This window comes from Microbacterium shimangi (assembly GCF_043556445.1).
Taxonomy (GTDB): Bacteria; Actinomycetota; Actinomycetes; order Actinomycetales; family Microbacteriaceae; genus Microbacterium.
Genome location: NZ_JBIGII010000004.1, coordinates 474274 through 493328 on the forward strand (window position 1 = coordinate 474274; position 19055 = coordinate 493328).

The 19055-nt window shown below is 68.5% G+C and carries 19 protein-coding genes; 16 read left to right on the forward strand and 3 right to left on the reverse strand.

The genetic code is table 11. The features are described from left to right. Positions 1–40 precede the first annotated feature (40 nt). The 3 genes from ACFXQA_RS09145 to dprA are packed head-to-tail and all read left to right on the forward strand — an operon-like array spanning position 41 to position 3113. Positions 41–403 (forward strand): YraN family protein, encoded by a 363-nt coding sequence (locus ACFXQA_RS09145; protein WP_394519508.1) that lies wholly within the window; start codon positions 41–43, stop codon positions 401–403. Beyond that, positions 400–1929 carry a YifB family Mg chelatase-like AAA ATPase gene (locus ACFXQA_RS09150; RefSeq protein WP_394519509.1) on the forward strand — a complete coding sequence of 510 codons (1530 nt, stop codon included), beginning with the start codon at positions 400–402 and terminating at the stop codon, positions 1927–1929. The genes ACFXQA_RS09145 and ACFXQA_RS09150 overlap by 4 nt, the downstream gene beginning before the upstream one ends. Next, positions 1926–3113 (forward strand): DNA-processing protein DprA, encoded by a 1188-nt coding sequence (dprA, locus tag ACFXQA_RS09155; protein WP_394519510.1) that lies wholly within the window; start codon positions 1926–1928, stop codon positions 3111–3113. Before ACFXQA_RS09150 ends, dprA begins: the two co-directional genes overlap by 4 nt. Before the next feature lie 102 nt (positions 3114–3215). On the opposite strand, the gene ACFXQA_RS09160 is transcribed toward dprA, so the two are convergent. Next, positions 3216–4523 (reverse strand): hypothetical protein, encoded by a 1308-nt coding sequence (locus tag ACFXQA_RS09160; protein ID WP_394519511.1) that lies wholly within the window; start codon positions 4521–4523, stop codon positions 3216–3218. A 1193-nt stretch (positions 4524–5716) separates the two neighbouring features. Between ACFXQA_RS09160 and ACFXQA_RS09165 the strand changes: the two genes are divergently transcribed. Then, on the forward strand, positions 5717–6616 hold the full coding sequence (locus ACFXQA_RS09165) for a tyrosine recombinase XerC (protein ID WP_394519512.1): 900 nt from the start codon (positions 5717–5719) through the stop codon (positions 6614–6616). Between the two features lie 35 nt (positions 6617–6651). After that, positions 6652–7248 (forward strand): DUF3060 domain-containing protein, encoded by a 597-nt coding sequence (locus ACFXQA_RS09170; RefSeq protein ID WP_394519513.1) that lies wholly within the window; start codon positions 6652–6654, stop codon positions 7246–7248. Positions 7249–7263: 15 nt separating this feature from the next. Here ACFXQA_RS09170 and ACFXQA_RS09175 read toward each other — a convergent pair whose 3' ends face one another. Beyond that, a complete protein-coding gene (locus ACFXQA_RS09175) occupies positions 7264–7779 on the reverse strand; it encodes a murein hydrolase activator EnvC family protein (protein ID WP_394519514.1) in 516 nt (171 codons plus the stop codon). A 331-nt stretch (positions 7780–8110) separates the two neighbouring features. On the opposite strand from ACFXQA_RS09175, the gene rpsB reads away from it, so the two are divergent. From rpsB to ACFXQA_RS09220, 9 genes are all read left to right on the forward strand, one after another. Further along, positions 8111–9127 carry a 30S ribosomal protein S2 gene (gene rpsB / locus ACFXQA_RS09180; protein WP_394519515.1) on the forward strand — a complete coding sequence of 339 codons (1017 nt, stop codon included), beginning with the start codon at positions 8111–8113 and terminating at the stop codon, positions 9125–9127. A gap of 114 nt (positions 9128–9241) precedes the next feature. Continuing rightward, entirely contained in the window at positions 9242–10069 is an 828-nt protein-coding gene (gene tsf, locus ACFXQA_RS09185; RefSeq protein WP_394519516.1) for a translation elongation factor Ts, read from the forward strand. 96 nt (positions 10070–10165) lie between these two features. Beyond that, positions 10166–10885, forward strand: coding sequence for a UMP kinase (gene pyrH / locus ACFXQA_RS09190; RefSeq protein ID WP_394519517.1), 720 nt, complete (start codon positions 10166–10168; stop codon positions 10883–10885). Between the two features lie 73 nt (positions 10886–10958). Then, on the forward strand, positions 10959–11513 hold the full coding sequence (gene frr / locus ACFXQA_RS09195) for a ribosome recycling factor (RefSeq protein WP_394519518.1): 555 nt from the start codon (positions 10959–10961) through the stop codon (positions 11511–11513). A 9-nt stretch (positions 11514–11522) separates the two neighbouring features. Next, complete coding sequence (locus ACFXQA_RS09200) at positions 11523–12566, forward strand: phosphatidate cytidylyltransferase (RefSeq protein ID WP_394519519.1); 1044 nt, start codon at positions 11523–11525, stop codon at positions 12564–12566. Then, positions 12563–13141, forward strand: coding sequence for a DivIVA domain-containing protein (locus ACFXQA_RS09205; protein WP_394519520.1), 579 nt, complete (start codon positions 12563–12565; stop codon positions 13139–13141). Before ACFXQA_RS09200 ends, ACFXQA_RS09205 begins: the two co-directional genes overlap by 4 nt. Before the next feature lie 131 nt (positions 13142–13272). Further along, the gene (locus ACFXQA_RS09210; protein ID WP_394519521.1) at positions 13273–13911 is read left to right on the forward strand and encodes an aggregation-promoting factor C-terminal-like domain-containing protein; all 639 of its coding nucleotides are present in this window, start codon (positions 13273–13275) and stop codon (positions 13909–13911) included. Positions 13912–13923: 12 nt separating this feature from the next. Next, positions 13924–14208 carry a hypothetical protein gene (locus tag ACFXQA_RS09215; RefSeq protein ID WP_394519522.1) on the forward strand — a complete coding sequence of 95 codons (285 nt, stop codon included), beginning with the start codon at positions 13924–13926 and terminating at the stop codon, positions 14206–14208. 1 nt (position 14209) lies between these two features. Further along, complete coding sequence (locus tag ACFXQA_RS09220; protein ID WP_394519523.1) at positions 14210–14935, forward strand: alpha/beta hydrolase; 726 nt, start codon at positions 14210–14212, stop codon at positions 14933–14935. A gap of 6 nt (positions 14936–14941) precedes the next feature. Here ACFXQA_RS09220 and ACFXQA_RS09225 read toward each other — a convergent pair whose 3' ends face one another. After that, positions 14942–16015: an AI-2E family transporter gene (locus tag ACFXQA_RS09225; protein WP_394519524.1), complete on the reverse strand. Its 1074-nt coding sequence runs from the start codon at positions 16013–16015 to the stop codon at positions 14942–14944. 173 nt (positions 16016–16188) lie between these two features. On the opposite strand from ACFXQA_RS09225, the gene ACFXQA_RS09230 reads away from it, so the two are divergent. Beyond that, positions 16189–18063 carry a DUF8094 domain-containing protein gene (locus ACFXQA_RS09230; protein ID WP_394519525.1) on the forward strand — a complete coding sequence of 625 codons (1875 nt, stop codon included), beginning with the start codon at positions 16189–16191 and terminating at the stop codon, positions 18061–18063. Then, complete coding sequence (locus ACFXQA_RS09235; RefSeq protein WP_394519526.1) at positions 18060–18998, forward strand: tetratricopeptide repeat protein; 939 nt, start codon at positions 18060–18062, stop codon at positions 18996–18998. Before ACFXQA_RS09230 ends, ACFXQA_RS09235 begins: the two co-directional genes overlap by 4 nt. Positions 18999–19055 lie beyond the last annotated feature (57 nt).

A 19055-nucleotide genomic window follows, 5' to 3' on the forward strand; every position in this document is an offset into this window, starting at 1 on the left:
CCGGGCGCTCCTGTGGTGTGCCGACGCCGAGCATGGGGTCATGGCAGCGAAGGACGACCTCGGACGAGCGGGCGAACAGCGCGCGGCAGAACACCTTGCTGCGAACGGTTACCAGGTCATCGACCGCAACTGGCGTTGCGCCCAGGGTGAAGTCGACATCGTCGCGACCATGCCCGGGATGCTGGTCGTCGTCGAGGTCAAGACGCGTCGGTCGGTGGCCTTCGGTCACCCCCTCGAGGCGATCGACGCCCGCAAAGCCACACGCCTCTGGCGTCTCGCGGCGGCGTGGATCGCCGCTCACCCCCAAGAAGCGCGCGGGCGACGATTGAGGCTCGACGCCATCGCCGTCATCGGGTCCGAGCCCGCCACCGCAGACCTCGAGCATCTCGAAGACGCCCTGTGAGCGTCGCGCGCACGCTGTCGGTGGCGTTGAACGGACTCGAGGGCTCGATCGTCGAGGTCGAGGCCGACCTGTCGTCGCAGACCCCCAAGTTCGTCATCATCGGGCTTCCCGACAAGTCGTTGGGCGAGGCGGTGCAGCGCGTTCACAATGCCTGCGTCAATCGCGGCCTGGCGCTGCCGCGTCGAAGACTCACGGTGAACCTGTCGCCCGCCAGCCTGCCGAAACACGGGTCGGGTTTCGACGTGGCGATCGCCGTGGCGGCACTCGCGACGGAACGGGAAATGGATGCCGCGGGGGTGGCATCGACGGTGCATCTGGGCGAACTCGGCCTCGACGGGCGCCTTCGTCCCGTACCGGGGGTGCTGCCGGCAGTCGTGGCCGCAGCGCGGGCGGGGATTCGGCGGGTGGTCGTTCCGCGCGCGAATCTCGACGAGGCCGAACTCGTCGACGGGGTGGACGTGTGTGGGGCGACGTGCCTCGCAGAAGTGGTCCGCTGGCACGGTCTCGACGTCGACGTGCCGACCCTGGAGGCGGTCGGGATAGAACGATCGGTGTCGGCAGAGGTCGAAGTGCCGGAGCTCGCCGATGTCATCGGCCAGCGGGAGGCGATCGACGCCCTGCTGGTGGCTGCCGCGGGTGGCCATCATCTCCTGATGAGCGGACCACCTGGCGCCGGCAAGACGATGCTCGCGCGTAGATTACCCGGAATCCTGCCGGAGCTCGATGAAACGGCCGCCCTGGCCGTCGCGTCGGTGAGGTCGCTGTCGGGTGAGCCTGTCACCCGCCTCAGCCGTGTACCGCCTTTCGAGGCGCCCCACCACAGCGCGAGCATCGCCGCTCTCGTGGGCGGCGGGTCAAAGGTCGTTCGGCCCGGCGCGATCGCCCGCGCGAGCGAGGGCGTGCTCTTCCTCGACGAGGCGGGGGAGTTCGCCACCAGTGCGCTCGACTCTCTGCGTCAGCCTCTCGAGTCGGGCGCGATCGTCATCCACCGGGCGGGCGTCACCGCCGCGTATCCCGCTCGATTTCAACTGGTGATCGCCACGAATCCGTGCCCCTGCGGCAACTTCGGAGTCCCCGGCGCCGAGTGCGTGTGCCCGCCGCAAGCCATCCGTCGCTACTTCGGGCGACTCTCCGGCCCGCTGCTCGATCGCGTCGACATCGAGCTGTCGATGCGACGGGTGGGGGTCGCTCGGCACGACCCGGCCTCGAGTTCGGCCGTCACCACCGCCGTGGCACGCGAGCTCGTGGCAGAAGCTCGAGCGCGCACCCAGCGGCGCCTTCATGGCACGCCGTGGCGCCGCAACGCCGACGTGCCAGGCTCGTGGCTCCGGCAAGGCCCTTTGGCTCCCGCCCCTATTGTTCGCCGCCCGATCGACGCCGCACTGCACCGCGGAATGCTGACACTGCGGGGCTATGACCGCGTGCTGCGAGTGGCATGGTCGTTGGCCGATCTCGCCGGGCGCGGGGCGATCGACGTCGGCGATGTCGGGCGGGCGCTCTATCTGAAGAAGGGCGTGCCCTCGTGAGCGAGTCGCACTCGTCGGTCGAGGTGGCGCGCGAGGCGATCCACGGGCTGCGTGACGACGAAGACGACAGCGCGACGCTTGCCGCTCATGCGCGCGTCGTGTGGAATGTTCTCGCCGAGCCGGGTGACGGGGTAGCCGGACGAGCGATCGCCGCTTTCGGCCCGTCCGACGCACTTCGCCGCGTCGTAGACGGCGGGTGGGATGAAATCGAGGGCGTCTCGGCATCGGAGCTCTCCCAAGCCGTCGCGCGATGGACCCCACGCCTCGACCCGGCGGCGGTTCGCGCGTCTACACACGCGGCGCGGCGAACCGGCGCGCGTCTTCTCGTTCCCGGCGATCCTCAGTGGCCGCAGCGTCTCGACGATCTGGGCGTGCACCGGCCTGTGGTCCTGTGGGTGCGCGGCTACCCCGGCATCTTGACCGACGGACACCCGACCGTGGCGGTGGTCGGAGCCCGCGCGGCCACGTCTTACGGTGAGCACGTAGCCTCGGAGCTCGCTGAGGAGCTGGCGGCGGCAGGGGCGACAGTCGTCTCCGGAGCGGCCTACGGCATCGATGGGTTCGCCCATCGTTCGGCGCTCCGGGTAGGAGGGAAGACTGTTGCCCTCCTCGCGGGCGGTGTGGATCGGCCGTATCCCGTCGGCCACACCGCCATGATCGACGCGATCGCGGCGTCGGGTGCTCTCATCGCCGAGACGCCGTGTGGAACCCCGCCCACCAAATGGAGGTTCCTCGCGCGCAACAGGCTCATCGCCGCACTGTCGGACGCGACGGTGGTCGTCGAAGCGGGCGCGCGCAGTGGGTCGCTCAACACCGCCGCTCACGCGGCGGCGTTGGGGCGTCCGCTGGGCGCCGTTCCCGGCGCCGTCACGAGCGCGGCCTCGGCCGGATGTCACCGCATTATTCGCGAGTACGACGGAACGCTGGTGACCGGACCCGGTGACGTGCGCGAACTGCTCGGTATGGCACCTACAGCCGCATTCGATCTCGGCACCGACCGCACCGATGAACTGAGCCGGCTGCTCGACGCCCTCAGCGTGCGACAGTCCCGCCCGATCTTCGAGATCGCCCGGAGAAGCGGCCTGTCTCAACCGGAGGTGCAGGCATTGGTCTCCCTGGCGTCGATCGCGGGTGACGCCGTCGAGTGCGACGACGGATGGCGGCGGGCGGCCTCGAGCCGGTAGTGCGCCGCTATTCCTCCCGGAGGCGAGGCATGCTGATCGGGTGCACCTGACCAGCGGAGGCCGCCCTGAGAAACCGACTCGGATTGCCAGGTGGAGAGGCAGCTATCCGCTGACGGCCGCACTCGCGGCTGAGCTTCGCGATTCGGTGACGTAACCCACCTTCCAACCGATGACCTGGAAGGTGATGCGCTTTCCCCTGAGATCAGGCGTGATCGTCAGCGTGGGGGAGATGGCAGACGGAATCGGTTCGCCATCTGCCAGCCACTGTCGCGACAGGACCGTGCCCGGAGTCCAGGTGCCGACCTTCCCCGCGAGACTCTGTCCGATCACGGGGGACCCGACGATCGTCGGTGTCGGGGCTATCAGGGTTCCTGCGCCGACAGGGGGCGTCGAAGTCGATGCCTTCGTCACGCCGAGGTAGCCCTCCCTCGATCCCATGACCTTGACGGTGATGGTTTTGCGCAACTGCGCCGCCGAAAGCGTGAGTTGGGACCCTGTCGCGCCGGAGATGATTTTCCCATCTGCGAACCAGTAGTACTTCAGCGACGTGCCAGGCGTCCACGTTCCCGTTTTGACCGAGAGGGTCGAACCGACGACGGGATTACCGACGATCACCGGGGCCGATGCCATCAATGCGCCGTACGCGACCGGCGCGGTGCCGCCCGAGTATCGGGTCGAATCTCGGTACCCGGAGAGCGAGCCGGTGATCTTCACGGTGATGACCTCACCCAGACGTGCGGCGGGGAGCGTGTACGTGGAAGCCGTTGCTCCCTCGATGGGTTGACCGTTGCTCATCCAGCGGATCTTCAGGACAGTGCCGGGGGTCCACGTGCCCGTCGATGCGGTGAGCGTCGACCCCACGGCGACCGCCCCGTCGATCGTGGGGCTCGGCGCATCGAGTGCGCCTTCGCCAACGGACGTCGCCAACGTGCGTGCCTGGGTCGAAGGCGAGTATCCCGAACGTGACCCCGTGACGCGGAGCGTGAGGTGCTTACCCAGTTGAGCCGTCGTGAGCTGAAGCGTGGAGTTCTTGCCCACGACGATGCCGTCTGCCAGCCACTCGAACGTGAAGGTCGTTCCCGGGGTCCATGAGCCGGTGGAAGCAGTGAGCGTCTCACCGACTCTGGCTGTCCCGAGGATCTTCGGGACAGCGCTGGAGAGAGTACCCACCGCCACGGGTTCCGTATCAGCCGACGTTCGTGTGACGGTGTCGTAACCTCGTCTGGTCGCGGTGATGGAGACCGTTATCCGTTGACCGGCGACCGGTGCCGGAAGAACGATGGTGGGACCTCTGGAGGAGATCAGGCGGGACCCGTTCGCCTTCCAGACGTAGGTCAGGGTGACGCCTTCGTCCCACGTTCCCGGGAGCACGGTCAGTGTCTGGCCCACACGAGGCTGCCCCGTGATCACGGGAGTCGGAGTCTGGGCCATCTGGGCGGGAGCGAGTGGTCCGATATGACCCCGCGCAAAGGCGGGAACGGCACCAGGTCGCTCCCCGCGCACTCGTACGCAGAGGAATTCACCCGGTTGGAAGAAAATGTCGGGATCCAAGAACAGATCGGGTCCCGTCGCGAGAACCTCCGGCGACAAACAGTCGCCGGAGGTGGGGCCCAGTGCGCTCCATTCGATGGTGAGCGCGATTCCGGGCCCCCAGTCGCCCGGTGATGCGTGAAGTGTTTCTCCGAGGCGCCTTTCCCCCGTCACCGTGACCTTGCGGATCTCGGAGACCGGGATGATGTTCCATATGAAGCGCCCCGCAGAAGACACAACGATCGGGTCGAACCCCGGCCATTGACCCGTGACTTGGAAGGTGAGTTCTTTGCCGGCATCAGCGGGGGTCAGCGTGTACTCCTGCTCGATCGCCCCCTCGATCGGTACGCCTTGGGACAGCCACTGATAGCTCAGGTCGGCGTACGGGTACCAGCCCTGTCCTCCCCCCTGTACTTCATCGCCTACCTTGGGCTCCTTGCTGCATACTTCGCAGGAAGCGTCCGGCGGAACTACGCGCCATATGGATGTCCCGGGCGTGAACACGCCATCGGCTACCGGGGCCGACGGAGCGGATTCCCTCGTCGCCGATTCGTAGCCGGCTTTGCTGCCTGTCGCAACGACCGTGAGCCGGCCGCCCACGAGATCGGGAGAAATCTTGAGCCTGGATTCGGTTGCACCGGGGATGTCTGCGCCGTCTTTCCTCCACTGAAAGGTGAACGTGGTGCCTTGAGTCCACCCCGTCATCAACGCCGACACAAGCCGGGCCGCCTGCGGTTCGCCCAAAATCGTGGGGGGTGTCGAGACGACCGGCGGGCCGGCTTGCGTCGCCGCGAGGGCGGGGGATGGGGTGAGGACGGACAGCAGTAATGCCAACGTCATGAGGACGGTCGCCGCCGCGCGCTTTCGGGTCGGCATCATGGCGGGGCCCCTTCACGTGGTTTTCGTCGGCTGGTCTGGCCGAACACTAACAACCACGGGACTCTGGTGCGAGCAAAATTCAGATGAATCCTGACCACGTGTTCTCCACCCGGGCGTTCCGCCGAACCCCCTCGCGCCGGTGACGCGCCGGGCCCGGCGCCCGCGCTTCGCTCGCGCGGGGGCATGCTGGGTGCATGCAACTCGAACAGGCGGCCGAGGAGCACCTCCGCTACCTGACCGAGGTGCGGCGCCTCGCGCCGACCACGGTGCGCGCCTACCGCTCCGATCTCGCCGATCTCCGCGCTCACGTGGGCCCGGTCGCCCTGGCGCAGGTCGACCTGGAGGAGCTTCGTTCGTGGTCGTGGGCCGCGACCCAGGCGGGGCTTGCCCGTTCGACCGTCGCACGGCGCACGGCGGCCGTTCGTGGACTTTTCGCCTGGGCCGTCGAGGAGGGGCTCGTCGCGACCGACCCCACGGTGCGGCTGGTGACGCCGAAGCGGGGGAGGACCCTGCCGCGGGTGGCCACAGCCGATGCGCTTCGCGACACGCTCGACCGGATGGCACAGGAAGCAACTGACGGCGATCCGACCCGCCTGCGCGACCACGCGATCCTCGAGTTGCTGTACGGCGCCGGCATGCGGGTCTCCGAGCTGTGCGGACTCGACCTCGACGACCTCGACCACGATCGGCGCACCGCGCGGCTTCTGGGCAAGGGGTCGAAGGAACGGGTCGTCCCTTTCGGCGCTCCTGCGGCACGGGCTGTGGATGCCTATCTCGTCCGTGGGCGACCGGTGCTGGCGTCGCGGACCGACCGCCCCGGCCGGGCCCTCCTGTTGGGAACCCGCGGCGGCCGGATGGGGGTGAGGAGCGTCTACGACCTGGTGTCCCGCGTGCTCGCTCCCATCGTCGGTGCGAACGTCGGCCCTCACGCGCTCCGCCACTCGGCGGCGACCCACCTCCTCGACGGGGGAGCCGACCTGCGCGCCGTGCAGGAGATCCTCGGTCACGCGAGTCTCGGAACCACCCAGATATACACCCACGTCTCCAGCGAGCGGCTCACCGCGACCTACCGGCTGGCCCACCCCCGGGCGTGAGACCGTCGGTGGCGTGAGCGAGCTACGGTTGTTCAATGCGCACCCGTGCTCGAAGCCTCACCGGTGGCCTTGCGCTCCTGGCCGCACTGATCGTCACCGGCTGCTCGGCGGCGCCCCAGCCCGTGGTGACGAGACTGCCCACCGACGGCTCGGCGTCGTCGTCGAGTTCTCCTGCGCCCACCCGTTCGGTGTCGCCCGCTGCGACGCCGTCTGACACGCCCTCCGCCTCGACCGCACCCACCGATCCCGTCGACGACGCGACCGACTGCGCGGGCGGTGAGCGAACCCTGGCCGGAAGCTCGCAGACTTTCGTCATCACGGGGGAGTGCCCCGTCGTACGCATCGAGGGCAATGCGGTGACGGTTGACGCATCCGGCGCCATCGTCGACACCGTGACCATGTCGGGTGACCGCATCCGTCTCGACGCCGGACCCGTGGGCGACCTGACGGTGCAGGGCAACGACATGACGGTCAACGCGGCGTCGGCACGCTCCGTCACGGTGCGGGGCGACCGCAACGCGGTGTCGGCGCCGGGCGGCAGCGGTCGTGTGGTGATCTCCGGCAACGACAACGTGGTGACGGCGCCCTCGGCCGACGTCACCGACGACGGGCAGCGCAACCGTCTCGGCTGACCCGCGCCCCGCCCTTCAGCAGCAGGGCAGCAGCACGGCGCGCGGCACCCCGCCGAGCAGCAGCATGGGGTTGATGTATTCCCCCTCGAGGCGAACCCCGAAGTGCAGCACGCCCGGCGGCGCATGGCCGCCGGAGGCCACGGACGCGACCGTCTGGCCGCGATCGACGTGGGCGCCTGCGGTCACCCGTGGGGCGACGGGCTCGAGGGTGGTCACGAGTCCGCCGCCGTGATCGATCGTCACGACGCCCCGGCCAGCCACGGGGCCGGCGAAGGCGATGATCCCGTCAGCGGGCGCGTGAACGTCGAGGGCGTCCGCGGCCAGGTCGATGCCGCGGTGCCCCGGCCCGTAGTCGTGAGGGGGTGCCTGATAGGCGGCGACGATCCGCACCGGTTCGACAGGCCACCGCCAATCGAGCTCCGACGGGTCTGTGGTGAGAGCTGCCTCGCCGGTAGCGGCGGGCGAGACGGCGAGCGTGACGAAGACGGATGCTGCGGCCACCGCGCGCGTCCATCGTGCTCGCTGGGCCATGAACCCAGGGTGGTCGATCCGCGCGTAGGCCGGTGGCCCTCGGAAGAACGGGGGAGAACCCGCGCGACCGCTCGGTCTGGGGAGGACGGGCGCTTGCCCGCGATGACGGAGCGCCCTGGTAGAGTTGTGCCCGCACCTCGTTCATCGGGGTGACTCCGCGTGCCCAGAGCGCTCCGTGGTTCTCGAATCACACCGCGTGGCATCCGCACCCATCGGTCCCCGAGTTTTCGTCGGGGTGGGTGCAGGCCGGGCACCAGGCCCGCCGTTCCTTCCGGTTCGGCGCGATCAACCGCAGACGACGCGTGCGCGCGTCGAGAACAGGAGAACGGCCATGGCCGTCGTCACCATCCGCCAGCTGCTCGACAGCGGCGTTCACTTCGGACACCAGACCCGCCGGTGGAACCCGAAGGTCAAGCGCTTCATCCTCACCGAGCGCAGCGGCATCCACATCATCGACCTCCAGCAGTCGCTGCACTACATCGACAGCGCCTACGAGTTCGTCAAGGAGACGGTCGCCCACGGCGGCACGATCCTCTTCGTCGGCACGAAGAAGCAGGCGCAGGAAGTCCTCGCCGAGCAGGCTACGCGCGTCGGCCAGCCCTTCGTCAACCAGCGGTGGCTCGGCGGTCTGCTGACGAACTTCCAGACGATCTCGAAGCGCCTCGCTCGCATGAAGGAGCTCGAAGAGCTCGACTACGAGACCCCGGCCAACAGCGGCTTCACGAAGAAGGAACTCCTTCTCAAGAAGCGCGAACTCGACAAGCTGCACAAGTCGCTGGGCGGTATCCGAAACCTCACCAAGACGCCCTCGGCGATCTGGGTCGTCGACGCCAAGCGTGAGCACCTCGCCGTGAACGAGGCCAAGAAGCTCGGCATCCCCGTGATCGGCATCCTCGACACGAACGCCGACCCCGACGAGTTCCAGTACCCGATCCCCGGCAACGACGACGCGATCCGTTCGGTGGGCCTGCTCACGCGAATCATCGCCGATGCCGCCGCCGAGGGACTGATCCAGCGCCACAACCCCACCGACGAGACCGCCGCCACGGCGGAGCCCCTCGCTGACTGGGAGCGCGAGCTGCTCGAGCAGGGCACGCCCGAGCAGTCGTCTGCCGACACCGAGAAGGTCGCCGACCTCGCCGAGGCCAAGGTCGAGACCGCCGAGGTCGTCGCCGAAGAGCCGGCCGCCGAGATCGAGCGGGCCACCGAGTCGATCGGCGACGCGATCGGCGAAGAAGCGCACGACGAGGCCATCGCTGCTGCCGCCGACGAGACGACCGAAGAGGTCGCCGCCGACGAAGCAACCGCCGCAGAAGACGCCCCCGTCGAAGCAACCGACGCCAAGTAACCGACGCTTTCCCCGCAGACGCTACGATCGGCGCGCCCGCCCCTCCGACCAGTTCGGAGCGGTGGGCGCGCCGGGCATCCGTCACACACATACGAACCAAGGAGCCAGCACCCCATGGCAAACTTCACGATCGCCGACATCAAGGCTCTGCGCGAGCAGCTCGGCACGGGAATGGTCGACACGAAGAAGGCACTCGAAGAGGCTGACGGCAACGTCGAGAAGGCCGTCGAGATCCTCCGCCTCAAGGGAGCGAAGGGCAACGCGAAGCGCGCCGACCGCTCCACGAGCGAGGGCCTCATCGCCGCACGCGAACTGGGCGGCAAGGTGACGCTCATCGAGCTCGCCTGCGAGACCGACTTCGTTGCGAAGAACGAGCGCTTCATCGCCCTCGCCGACAAGGTCGCCGACGCGGCTGCAGCGGCATCGGCCGATTCTGCAGAAGCCGCCCTCGCCGCAGATGTGAACGGTCAGACCGTCGACCAGCTCATCTCGGACGAGGCGGCCATCATCGGCGAGAAGGTCGAACTCCGTCGCGTGCGCACCCTCGCGGGCGACCACTTCGAGATCTACCTGCACAAGACGAGCAAGGACCTCCCGCCCCAGGTCGGCGTGGTTCTGGCGTACTCGGGAGACGACGCAGAGACTGCTCGCAGCATCGCGCAGCACATCTCGTTCGCCAACCCGTCGTACCTCTCCCGCGAAGACGTTCCGGCGGCCGACGTCGACAAAGAGCGCGAGATCGTCACCGAGATCTCCCGCAACGAGGGCAAGCCCGACGCGGCATTGCCCAAGATCGTCGAGGGTCGCGTGAACGCGTTCTTCAAGCAGGTTTCGCTGCTCGACCAGGACTACGCGAAGGACAACAAGCTGTCCATCGCCCAGGTCGCCAAGAACGCCGGCATCACGCTCACCGACTTCGCCCGATTCAAGGTCGGCGCGTAGCTCGCTCGAAGAGCCCGGGGTGCACCAGCATCCCGGGCTCTTCTCATGCCCGCTGCACGGCGCGGTACCTTTGACACCGACGAGAGGACGACACCCGTGACCGATGAGAACACCGCCCGCCGCAGGGTTCTGCTCAAGCTTTCCGGGGAGGCGTTCGGTGGGGGTCAGCTGGGTGTGAACCCCGATGTCGTCAGCCAGATCGCCCGCGAGATCGCCGCCGCTGTCCACGAAGTCGAAATCGCCATCGTCGTCGGCGGAGGCAACTTCTTCCGCGGCGCCGAGCTCAGCCAGCGCGGCATGGACCGCGGCCGCGCCGACTACATGGGCATGCTCGGCACCGTCATGAACGCTCTGGCGCTGCAGGACTTCCTCGAGCAGGCCGGTGCCGCGACGCGCGTGCAGTCGGCGATCTCGATGACGCAGGTCGCCGAGCCTTACATCCCGCGCCGCGCGGAACGGCACATGGAGAAGGGTCGCATCGTCATCTTCGGCGCGGGCGCCGGACTGCCGTACTTCTCCACCGACACGGTGGCGGCGCAGCGCGCGCTCGAGACCGGGTGCACCGAAGTGCTGGTGGCAAAGAACGGTGTGGACGGCGTGTACACGGCGGATCCTCGCACCGACCCGACGGCCACTCGGATCGACCACATCACCTATATGGACGCCCTCCAGCGCGGCCTCAAGGTGGTCGACTCGACGGCCTTCAGCCTGTGCATGGACAACCGTATGGACATGCGCGTGTTCGGGATGGAGCCGGCGGGCAACGTGACCCGCGCTCTGCTCGGCGAACCGATCGGCACGCGCGTCTCGGTCTGAGCGTCCGTCGCACCAGGGAACCGCGCCGTGCCGCGGCTAGAGTAAAGATTCACGTCCGAGGAATGGAGTCACCGTGATCGCCGAAGTTATGGCCGATGCTGGAACGCGCATGGACCGCGCAGTGGAGGCGGCGAAAGATGATTTCGCCACCGTCCGCACCGGGCGGGCGAACCCCCAGATGTTCCAGAAGATCCTCGTGGACTACTACGGCACGCCCACCCCGCTCGCGCAGCTCGCCTCGCTCAACAACGCCGAGGCCCGCACCCTGGTCGTCACCCCGTACGACAAGACCGCGCTCAAGGGGATCGAGCAGGCCATCCGCGACATGCCGAACCTCGGCGCGAACCCCACGAACGATGGCAACCTCATCCGTGTGACCCTTCCCGAGCTCACTCAGGAGCGTCGCAAGGAGTACGTCAAGATCGTCCGGACGAAGGGCGAAGACGCGAAGGTGCACGTCCGCGGCATCCGCCGCAAGGCGAAGGACGACCTCGACGCGCTGAAGAGCGACATCGGCGAAGACGAGATCGCCCGTGCCGACAAAGAGCTCGACTCCCTGACCCGCGCGCACGTCGACGCCATCGACGAGGCGCTCAAGCGCAAAGAGGCCGAGCTGCTCGAGGTCTGAGCCTTTCCGATGACCGACGCCCCCGGTTCGGAAGGCGCAGCTCCTTCCGACCTCCCGAACAGCCGCCGCCAGGCGGGGGGTGTTCGGCGTGCCCAGAGTGCGTCGGATGCTTCGGCGGGGCCACCGTCGGCCATGCGCAACGCCCGGTCGGAGTTCGAGACGCAGGTGGCTCACGCCCGTGCGGAGTTCGAAGAAGCCAACGAGCGCATCAAGCAGCGGACGGGCCGCGACCTGATCGTCGCGATCGCCATCGGACTCGCCATCGGCGCCGTCGTCATCGTGTCGCTGATCTTCTTCAAGTGGATCTTCCTCGTCTTCGCCATCGCGGCGACGTCGCTGGGCGTCTTCGAGTTCGTGCGTGCCCTTCGCGCGTCCGGCAGACGAGTGGACCTCGTGCCGCAGTTGCTCGCCGGGGTCGTGCTCATGCTCAGCGGCTACTTCGTCGAACTCTGGCTGCACTGGGTCCTGACCCTCGTGGTCGTGGTCGTGCTGATCGTCTGGCGCCTGCTCGCGCAGATGCTCGCCCGGGACGGGCGCGCGTACGGCGCAGTGATGTCGGACGTCCTCATCACGTCGCTCGTGGTGCTGTACGTCCCGTTCCTCGGCAGCCTGGCGACGATTCTCCTGAGCCAGGACGGCGGGGAGTGGTGGGCGCTGGCGTTCATCATCGTCACCGTGGCGGCCGACACCGGTGCGTACGCGACAGGGCTCACCATCGGTCGACACCCGATGGCGCCGCGGATCAGCCCGAAGAAGACGTGGGAAGGTTTCGGCGGTGCCCTGCTCGCCGCCCTCATCGCCGGCGTACTGCTGGCGATCTACATGCTCGGGTTGCCGTGGTGGACCGGCCTCATCATCGGAGCCGCGATCCTGGGAACGGCGACCATCGGTGACCTCGGCGAGTCGATGATCAAGCGCGATCTCGGCATCAAAGACATGAGTTCGTGGCTACCCGGTCACGGCGGCGTGCTCGACCGGCTCGACTCGATCCTGCCGTCGGCTACGGCCGCGCTCGCGCTCTACTACCTCCTCACTCCGTTGGCGGTGTCATGACGACCTCTCCCGATTCCGAGGTCGCCCCCGCGGCGGCCCCCTTCCCCGACGTCGTCGGACGCCAGAAGGGGTACGAGAAGCGGGCCGTCGACGCGTTCCTCGCCCGGGCGCGCGAGGCCTTCGAGGCCGATGAGCCGGGAACCCTCCGCTCCGCAGAGGTGCGCGCGACCGCGTTTCCGCTCGTTCGCCGGGGGTATGCCATCGCACCGGTCGACGCGGCGCTCGGGCGCATCGAAGACGCCTTCGCGGCTCGGGAGCGCGAGCAGGCCATGTCGCGACGCGGAGCGCGCGCGTGGGTCGCGGAATCCCGCGAGACCGCACAGACGGTGCTCGACCGTTTGACGCGTCCCCGCGGCCGGCGTTTCGCTCGCGTCAACGTTCTGCGTTACGGCTACCGCATCGACGAGGTCGACCTCGTCGCCGACAAGCTCGCGCGCTACATCGCCTCCGGCGACCCCGTGACACCCGAGCAGGTTCGGGCCGTGGCGTTCCGGATGCAGCGCGGTGGGTACCACGAGGTGCAGGTCGACGCCGTGCTCGACGCGGTGGTCGAGGTCATGCTCGCCGTCGGTTGAGGCGACTCGCCGCCATCGGATGACACGCCGGTAGCCCGGACGTTAGACTCGAGGGCATTGTGACTCCTGGGACTGAGATGACGCGTGCCTCCTCACGGCGCCTCTCGCGCCGGTCGACTCTCCCGGTCGATGTGATCTCGCCGGTTTCGGTTCACCGGGCCGAACCCCGCTGGTCGCGGCGTCGTGGCGTCCTGTCGGTTTTCGCCGCGGGCGCTGCGGTGGCCTTTGCCGCTGCCTGGGTCGGTCCGCTCGGCGGCGCGATGGTCGACGCGCAGGCGGCCGAGATAGACGGTGTGTCTCTCTACGCGCTGTCTGCCGACGACACCCAGTCGTTCGCGACGGCCGACGGTGAGGCCGCCGCCGCCGACCTCGACCGCGCGGGATATTCGGTCTACGTGACCCCGAAACCCACTCCGACGCCAACCCCGACGCCCTCGGCGTCGAAAGACCCGGGCCAGCAGGTGCCCACGGCGCGTCCGCAATACACCGGCGGGGGTTCTGCCGCCGAATGGATGGCGGCCGCCGGTATCGCGGAGAGCGACCAGGGGTACGTCGACTACATCGTCAAGCGAGAGAGCGGCTGGAACCCCAACGCGACCAACAAGTCGTCGGGTGCCTGCGGGCTCGTGCAGGCGCTCCCATGCAGCAAGGTCCCGGGGAACGGCTACGACCCGGTCGACAATCTCCGCTGGGCGACGGGCTACGCGGTCGGACGCTACGGCAGCTGGGCCAGCGCGTACGACTTCTGGATCAACAACCACTGGTGGTGAGCGCGTCGCGTCATGCCCCGCTCACATCGCCGTCGTCCTGAACCCCCGTCCGACGACTCGTTCGATCGTCTTCTCGCGGGCTGGAAGCGCACCGAGACCAAGCGTGGGGGAGCGTGGACCGTACAGCCCGTGTCCGCCGCGAAGGCGGTGAAGGAGTACACCTGCCCGAAATGCGGGCGGGTGGTCGCGATCGGAACCGCACACGTCGTCGCCTGGCGTGCCGACGGAGTGCTCGGTGACGCCGCCGATCTCGCCGCCCGGCGGCACTGGCACACCCACTGCTGGAGGTTGAGCTGACATGGACATCCGAGGACCCGTCGTGCTGCCCGCGCATCGCGAAGAGATCGAACTGCAGACGTCGGACGGCTTGCGGCTCGTCGGCGAACTCGCCGTCCCGGAGGAGGGTGCTCCTGCCGCCACCCTCGTGACACTTCACCCGCTTCCGACCGCGGGCGGCTTCATGGACTCGCACATCATCCGCAAGGCCGCGGCGCGGCTGCCCGCTCTCGCCCGCCTCGCGGTGCTGCGGTTCAACACGCGCGGCACCGCGTCGCCGCGGGGCACCAGCGAAGGCGCCTTCGATGGCGGCGCGGGCGAGCGCTTCGACCTGGCGGCGGCGATGGACTTCGTGCGTGAACGCGGTCTGCCGCGACCGTGGGTCGTCGGCTGGTCGTTCGGCACCGAACTCGCGCTCAAGTACGCGCGTGAGCATGACATCGAAGGGGTGATCCTCCTCTCGCCCCCGCTGCACCGCGCCACGCCGGAGGAGGTGTCGGCCTGGGCGGGTGATTCCCGACGGGTGATCGTTCTGGTCCCCGAGTTCGACGACTACCTGCGTCCGGCCGAGGCCGCTCAGCGTTTCGCCTCGATTCCCGAGGCTGTGCTCATCCCCGTCGAGGGCGGCAAACATCTGTGGGTCGGCGAAGCTCAGACGAGTCGGGTGCTGACCGAGATCGTCCGAGCTGTGAACCCCGCCGCGCTGCCGCTCCCGACCGAATGGAGCGGCGGCGCCGAAGCATCCTGAGGCCTGCTACCTCTCGTTCTGACGCGGGATGATCACCTGGCGGTAGATGATCAGGATGCTGGCGGCCACCGGAATCGCGATGAGCGCCCCGAGGAGGCCCAGCAGGGCTCCACCGGCCAGGGCGGCGATCACGACGACGGCGCCGGGGATCGAGACCGCGCGGTTCATGATGCGCGGCGAGATCACGTAGGCCTCGATCTGCATGTAGACCAGGTAGTACCCGAGGGCGATGAGCGCCGTCGTCGGCGAACCCAGCCCGGGGATCAGGCAGGTGAGCACGATGATCGTCGAACCGGTGAGGGTTCCGACGAGCGGGATCAGGGAGAAGAAGAACGCGATGACGGCGAGGACGGCCGGGAAGGGGGCGCCGATGATGGTGAGCAGGATCGCGCTCAGCACGCCGTTGATGACGCCCAGGCTGATCTGGCCGATCACGTAGAAACCGACGGAGTCGACGATCTGCTCGGCGAGGTCGATGAACCGGGGACGCTTCGACGCCGGGACGAGCTGGTAGACGGCCGCCTTCAGCGAAGGGGTGGAAGCCGTGAAGTAGATCGTCAGGATCAGGATGATAAACGCTCCACCCAGGCCGGCGATGATCGTCCCCAGCACCGCGATGATGCCGCTGCCGATCTCGCCGCCGATGGATCCCACGTCGAGCGAGGTGTACCAGTTCTCTATGTACTGCCACGCCTGGTCGACGTCGAGGGCCGGGAACGTGGTCTCGATCCAGGTGCGGGCGCCCGCGACGATGTCGTCGAGATTCCCCTCCTGCACGATCGTGTCGATCTGGGAGATGAGCTGCGACACCTGGCTCACGATGATCGGGACGATCATCAGGATGATCCCCGCGAAGACACCGAGGACCGCGAGGATGGTGACGAGCACGGCCGCCCAGCGGGGGAGCTTGCGCTTCTCGAGCCATCCGACGATGGGCTCGAGGCCGAGCGAGAGGAACAGCGCGGTGCCGACGTACAGCAGGATCGTCGACAGTGTCTGAATACTGTTGATGAGCAGCAGGCCGACGCCGACGCCGAGTGTCGCGACGAGGGCGACCCTGAACGGGTTGTGGATCTTCACGGTGCGTGACTCCTGACTCGGGCCGGCATCTGCCGGTCTGACGTCAGGATACGGCGCGACGCGGGTCGACGACGGAACCCGGGCCATCGGGAGAACTATCAGCCGGTGTTCGATAGTCTGGAATGTCGAGAAGCGGTCTCCGCCCCGGAGACCGGCGATGGGGTGGTGTATTCGTGCGTTTCGTGTGGGCCGTGGTGGCGTTTCTGATCGCCGCCGTCTTGATCGGCGCGGGCATCGCCCAGCGCACGGTCTTCGAGGGCCCGTCGAACGAGACGCAGACGATCGAGACCGACGGAGAGACCGCGTTCACGCTCGTCGACGGCGCCGTGCTCACCCGCCTCCCGGGCGCGCAGACCCTGACGGCAGAGGGTGACGGCACCGTCTTCGCCGCCTACGGGCGCACCGCCGATCTTCGCGCCTGGCTCGCCGACAGCGAGTTCACCCAGATCTCGGTGGATGGCGAGGGCGCCATCGGCAACGCGACCAGCACCCCGACCCCCACTCCGACACCCAGCCCCACCGCGACCGCCGATGAGGCGACCGGCGACACGGCCGAGACCGAGACGACCCAGACCGAGACCGAGACGACCCAGACCGTGCGTAACCCGGCGGGGTCCGATCTCTGGCTCGAAGAGTTCCAGGCGGAGGGCTCCTTGACGATGCCCCTGCAGCTCCCCGACACGATGAGCGTGCTGCTCGCGTCGGACGGCACCGCCCCCGCCCCGTCGACGATCACGCTCTCGTGGCCGCTCGAAGTGTCGACGCCCTGGGCCGGTCCGCTGATCGTCGGGGGCTCGCTCGTGTTGTTGGTGGGCATCATCCTGTACTTCTTCGCCATCCGACACTCCCGCCGGTCGCGGGGTCCGCGTCGGAAGGGTCTCCCCATGCCGGTCACCGAGCCGATCGATCTCGCCGTCGAGGGCGCCGACAAAGGTGTGGTCACCGCCGGTGGCGCCCCCACCCGTCGGGCGGTCTCATCGCGCCGTCGCGCGTTCGTCGTGGTCCCGGCGATCGCGGCGTCTGCCATGCTCTTCGCGGGATGCTCGGCAGACGCCTGGCCCGACCTGGCCGTATCGCCGACCCCCACCCCGACCGAGACCGTCATCGTGCCCGAGGGCCAGCAGGCGCCCGCGGTCACCGAGAATCAGGCGGAGCGTATCGTCGCCCGCGTCGCGGAAACGGTGGCGGCGGCGGATGCTGCGGGCGACGCCGATCTGGCGGCGACCCGGCTCGGCGGCGCCGCCCTGGCGGAACGCCAGACGAACTACACGCTGCGCGCCGCGATCCCCGAGCACCCCGCACTGCCCGCGGTACCGGCCGCTCCGATCGAGATCGTGCTGCCGCAGGCCTTCGACAGCTGGCCCCGCTCGGTGCTCACCGTCGTCGAAGACAGCGCCGACACGACCGTCGCCCCGACGATCATGCTCCTGACCCAGGAAGACCCGTGGTCGGAGTACAAGGCGACCTACGTCGCGAGTCTCGAAGCGTCGACGGAGCTTCCGGAGGTCGCCGCATCGTACGTCGGCGCCTACCAGGTGCCGCCTGACTCCGGCTTCCTCGCGCTCGCGCCGGAAGACCTCGCGGCGGCGTACGCCGATGTCATCAACAACGGGGAGAACAGCCCCTACTGGGCGCAGTTCGACACCCAGGGCGACCTTCTCCTCGCGGGTATCCAGGCCAACAAAGACCAGCGTTCGGCCGAGCTCGCCGAGACCGGAACCGACACCGCGACCATCGCGTTCGAGTCCGTGCCGGGAACCCATGAGCCACTGGCACTCGCGACGCAAGAGGGCGGCGCGATCGTCGCGGTGAATGTCAACGACAACGACACCGTGAAACCCACCAACGCCGAGGCGGTCATCAAGCTGACCGGCGATCCGGGCAACCCCGCGGTGCGGGCGCTCACCGGTGTCGACCAATCGTCGACGGGCTTCACGACGACCTATTCCGACCAACTGTTCTTCTACGTCCCCCCTCAGGGATCGAGCGAGCAGGTACGCCTGCTCGGTTACCGATCCAGCATCCTCGAAGCAAAGGTGATCCCGTGAGCACGCCCGCACCCGGTGCCGTCATGCGCGGCGCGGTGGACCTGTCCACCCTGCGCAACCGTCCTCAGCCCCCGGCAGAGGGCACGCCGCCGTCGGCGCCCACGAACGATGCGGGGGCGCTCGTTCGCGACGTCACCGATCAGACATTCGGCGAGGTCCTCGAGCTCTCGCGAACCGTTCCCGTCGTCGTCGACCTCTGGGCGGAATGGTGCGGGCCGTGCAAGCAGCTGAGTCCGATCCTCGAGAAGGTCGTCCGCGAACTGGGTGGTCGGGTCGTCCTCGCCAAGGTCGACGTCGACGCCAACCCGCAACTCGCCCAGGGATTCCGCGCGCAGTCGATCCCGATGGTCGTCGCGCTCGTCGCCGGCCAGCCCGTGCCCATGTTCACCGGCGCCGTTCCCGAGCAGCAGGTGCGCGAGGTCTTCGCGCAGTTGCTGCAGATGGCCGCGCAGAACGGCGTGTCGGGCACGCTGTCGGTTTCGGATGATCAGGTGGATGCTGCCGAGCCCGAGGAGCCGGCGCTGCCGCCGCTGCACGCCGAGGCGTTCGACGCCATCGAGGTGGGGGACTACCCCCGCGCGATCGCCGCTTACGAGAAGGCCCTCGCCGAGAATCCGCGTGACGACGACGCCCGCGCCGGTCTCGGACAGGTGCGCCTGTTGGATCGTGTGCAGGGCCTCGACCTGCAAGAGGCCCGCGCCGCCGCAGCGGCGGCGCCCACCGATGTCGCGGCGCAGTTCGCCGTGGCCGACCTCGACATCGCCGGTGGCCACGTCGACGACGCGTTCGCACGACTGCTCGAACTGTTCGCCGCGCTCCCGTCTGACGATCGCGCGCCCGTGCGCGAACGCCTGCTGGAGCTGTTCGGGCTCGTCGGTGACGCCGACCCCCGCGTGGGTGCCGCACGACGCCGGCTGACCTCGCTCCTCTTCTAGCGCGAGACCGTATAACGCGAACGGGACCCCGACATCATGTCGGGGTCCCGTTCGCGT

Bases quoted from the DNA above. Each gene is read 5' to 3' on its own strand.
- ACFXQA_RS09145 (WP_394519508.1), top strand. From the start codon at position 41: ATGGCAGCGAAGGACGACCTCGGACGAGCGGGCGAACAGCGCGCGGCA.
- ACFXQA_RS09165 (WP_394519512.1), top strand. From the start codon at position 5,717: ATGCAACTCGAACAGGCGGCCGAGGAGCACCTCCGCTACCTGACCGAG.
- ACFXQA_RS09170 (WP_394519513.1), top strand. From the start codon at position 6,652: ATGCGCACCCGTGCTCGAAGCCTCACCGGTGGCCTTGCGCTCCTGGCC.
- ACFXQA_RS09175 (WP_394519514.1), bottom strand. From the start codon at position 7,779: ATGGCCCAGCGAGCACGATGGACGCGCGCGGTGGCCGCAGCATCCGTC.
- rpsB (WP_394519515.1), top strand. From the start codon at position 8,111: ATGGCCGTCGTCACCATCCGCCAGCTGCTCGACAGCGGCGTTCACTTC.
- tsf (WP_394519516.1), top strand. From the start codon at position 9,242: ATGGCAAACTTCACGATCGCCGACATCAAGGCTCTGCGCGAGCAGCTC.
- ACFXQA_RS09200 (WP_394519519.1), top strand. From the start codon at position 11,523: ATGACCGACGCCCCCGGTTCGGAAGGCGCAGCTCCTTCCGACCTCCCG.
- ACFXQA_RS09205 (WP_394519520.1), top strand. From the start codon at position 12,563: ATGACGACCTCTCCCGATTCCGAGGTCGCCCCCGCGGCGGCCCCCTTC.
- ACFXQA_RS09215 (WP_394519522.1), top strand. From the start codon at position 13,924: ATGCCCCGCTCACATCGCCGTCGTCCTGAACCCCCGTCCGACGACTCG.
- ACFXQA_RS09220 (WP_394519523.1), top strand. From the start codon at position 14,210: ATGGACATCCGAGGACCCGTCGTGCTGCCCGCGCATCGCGAAGAGATC.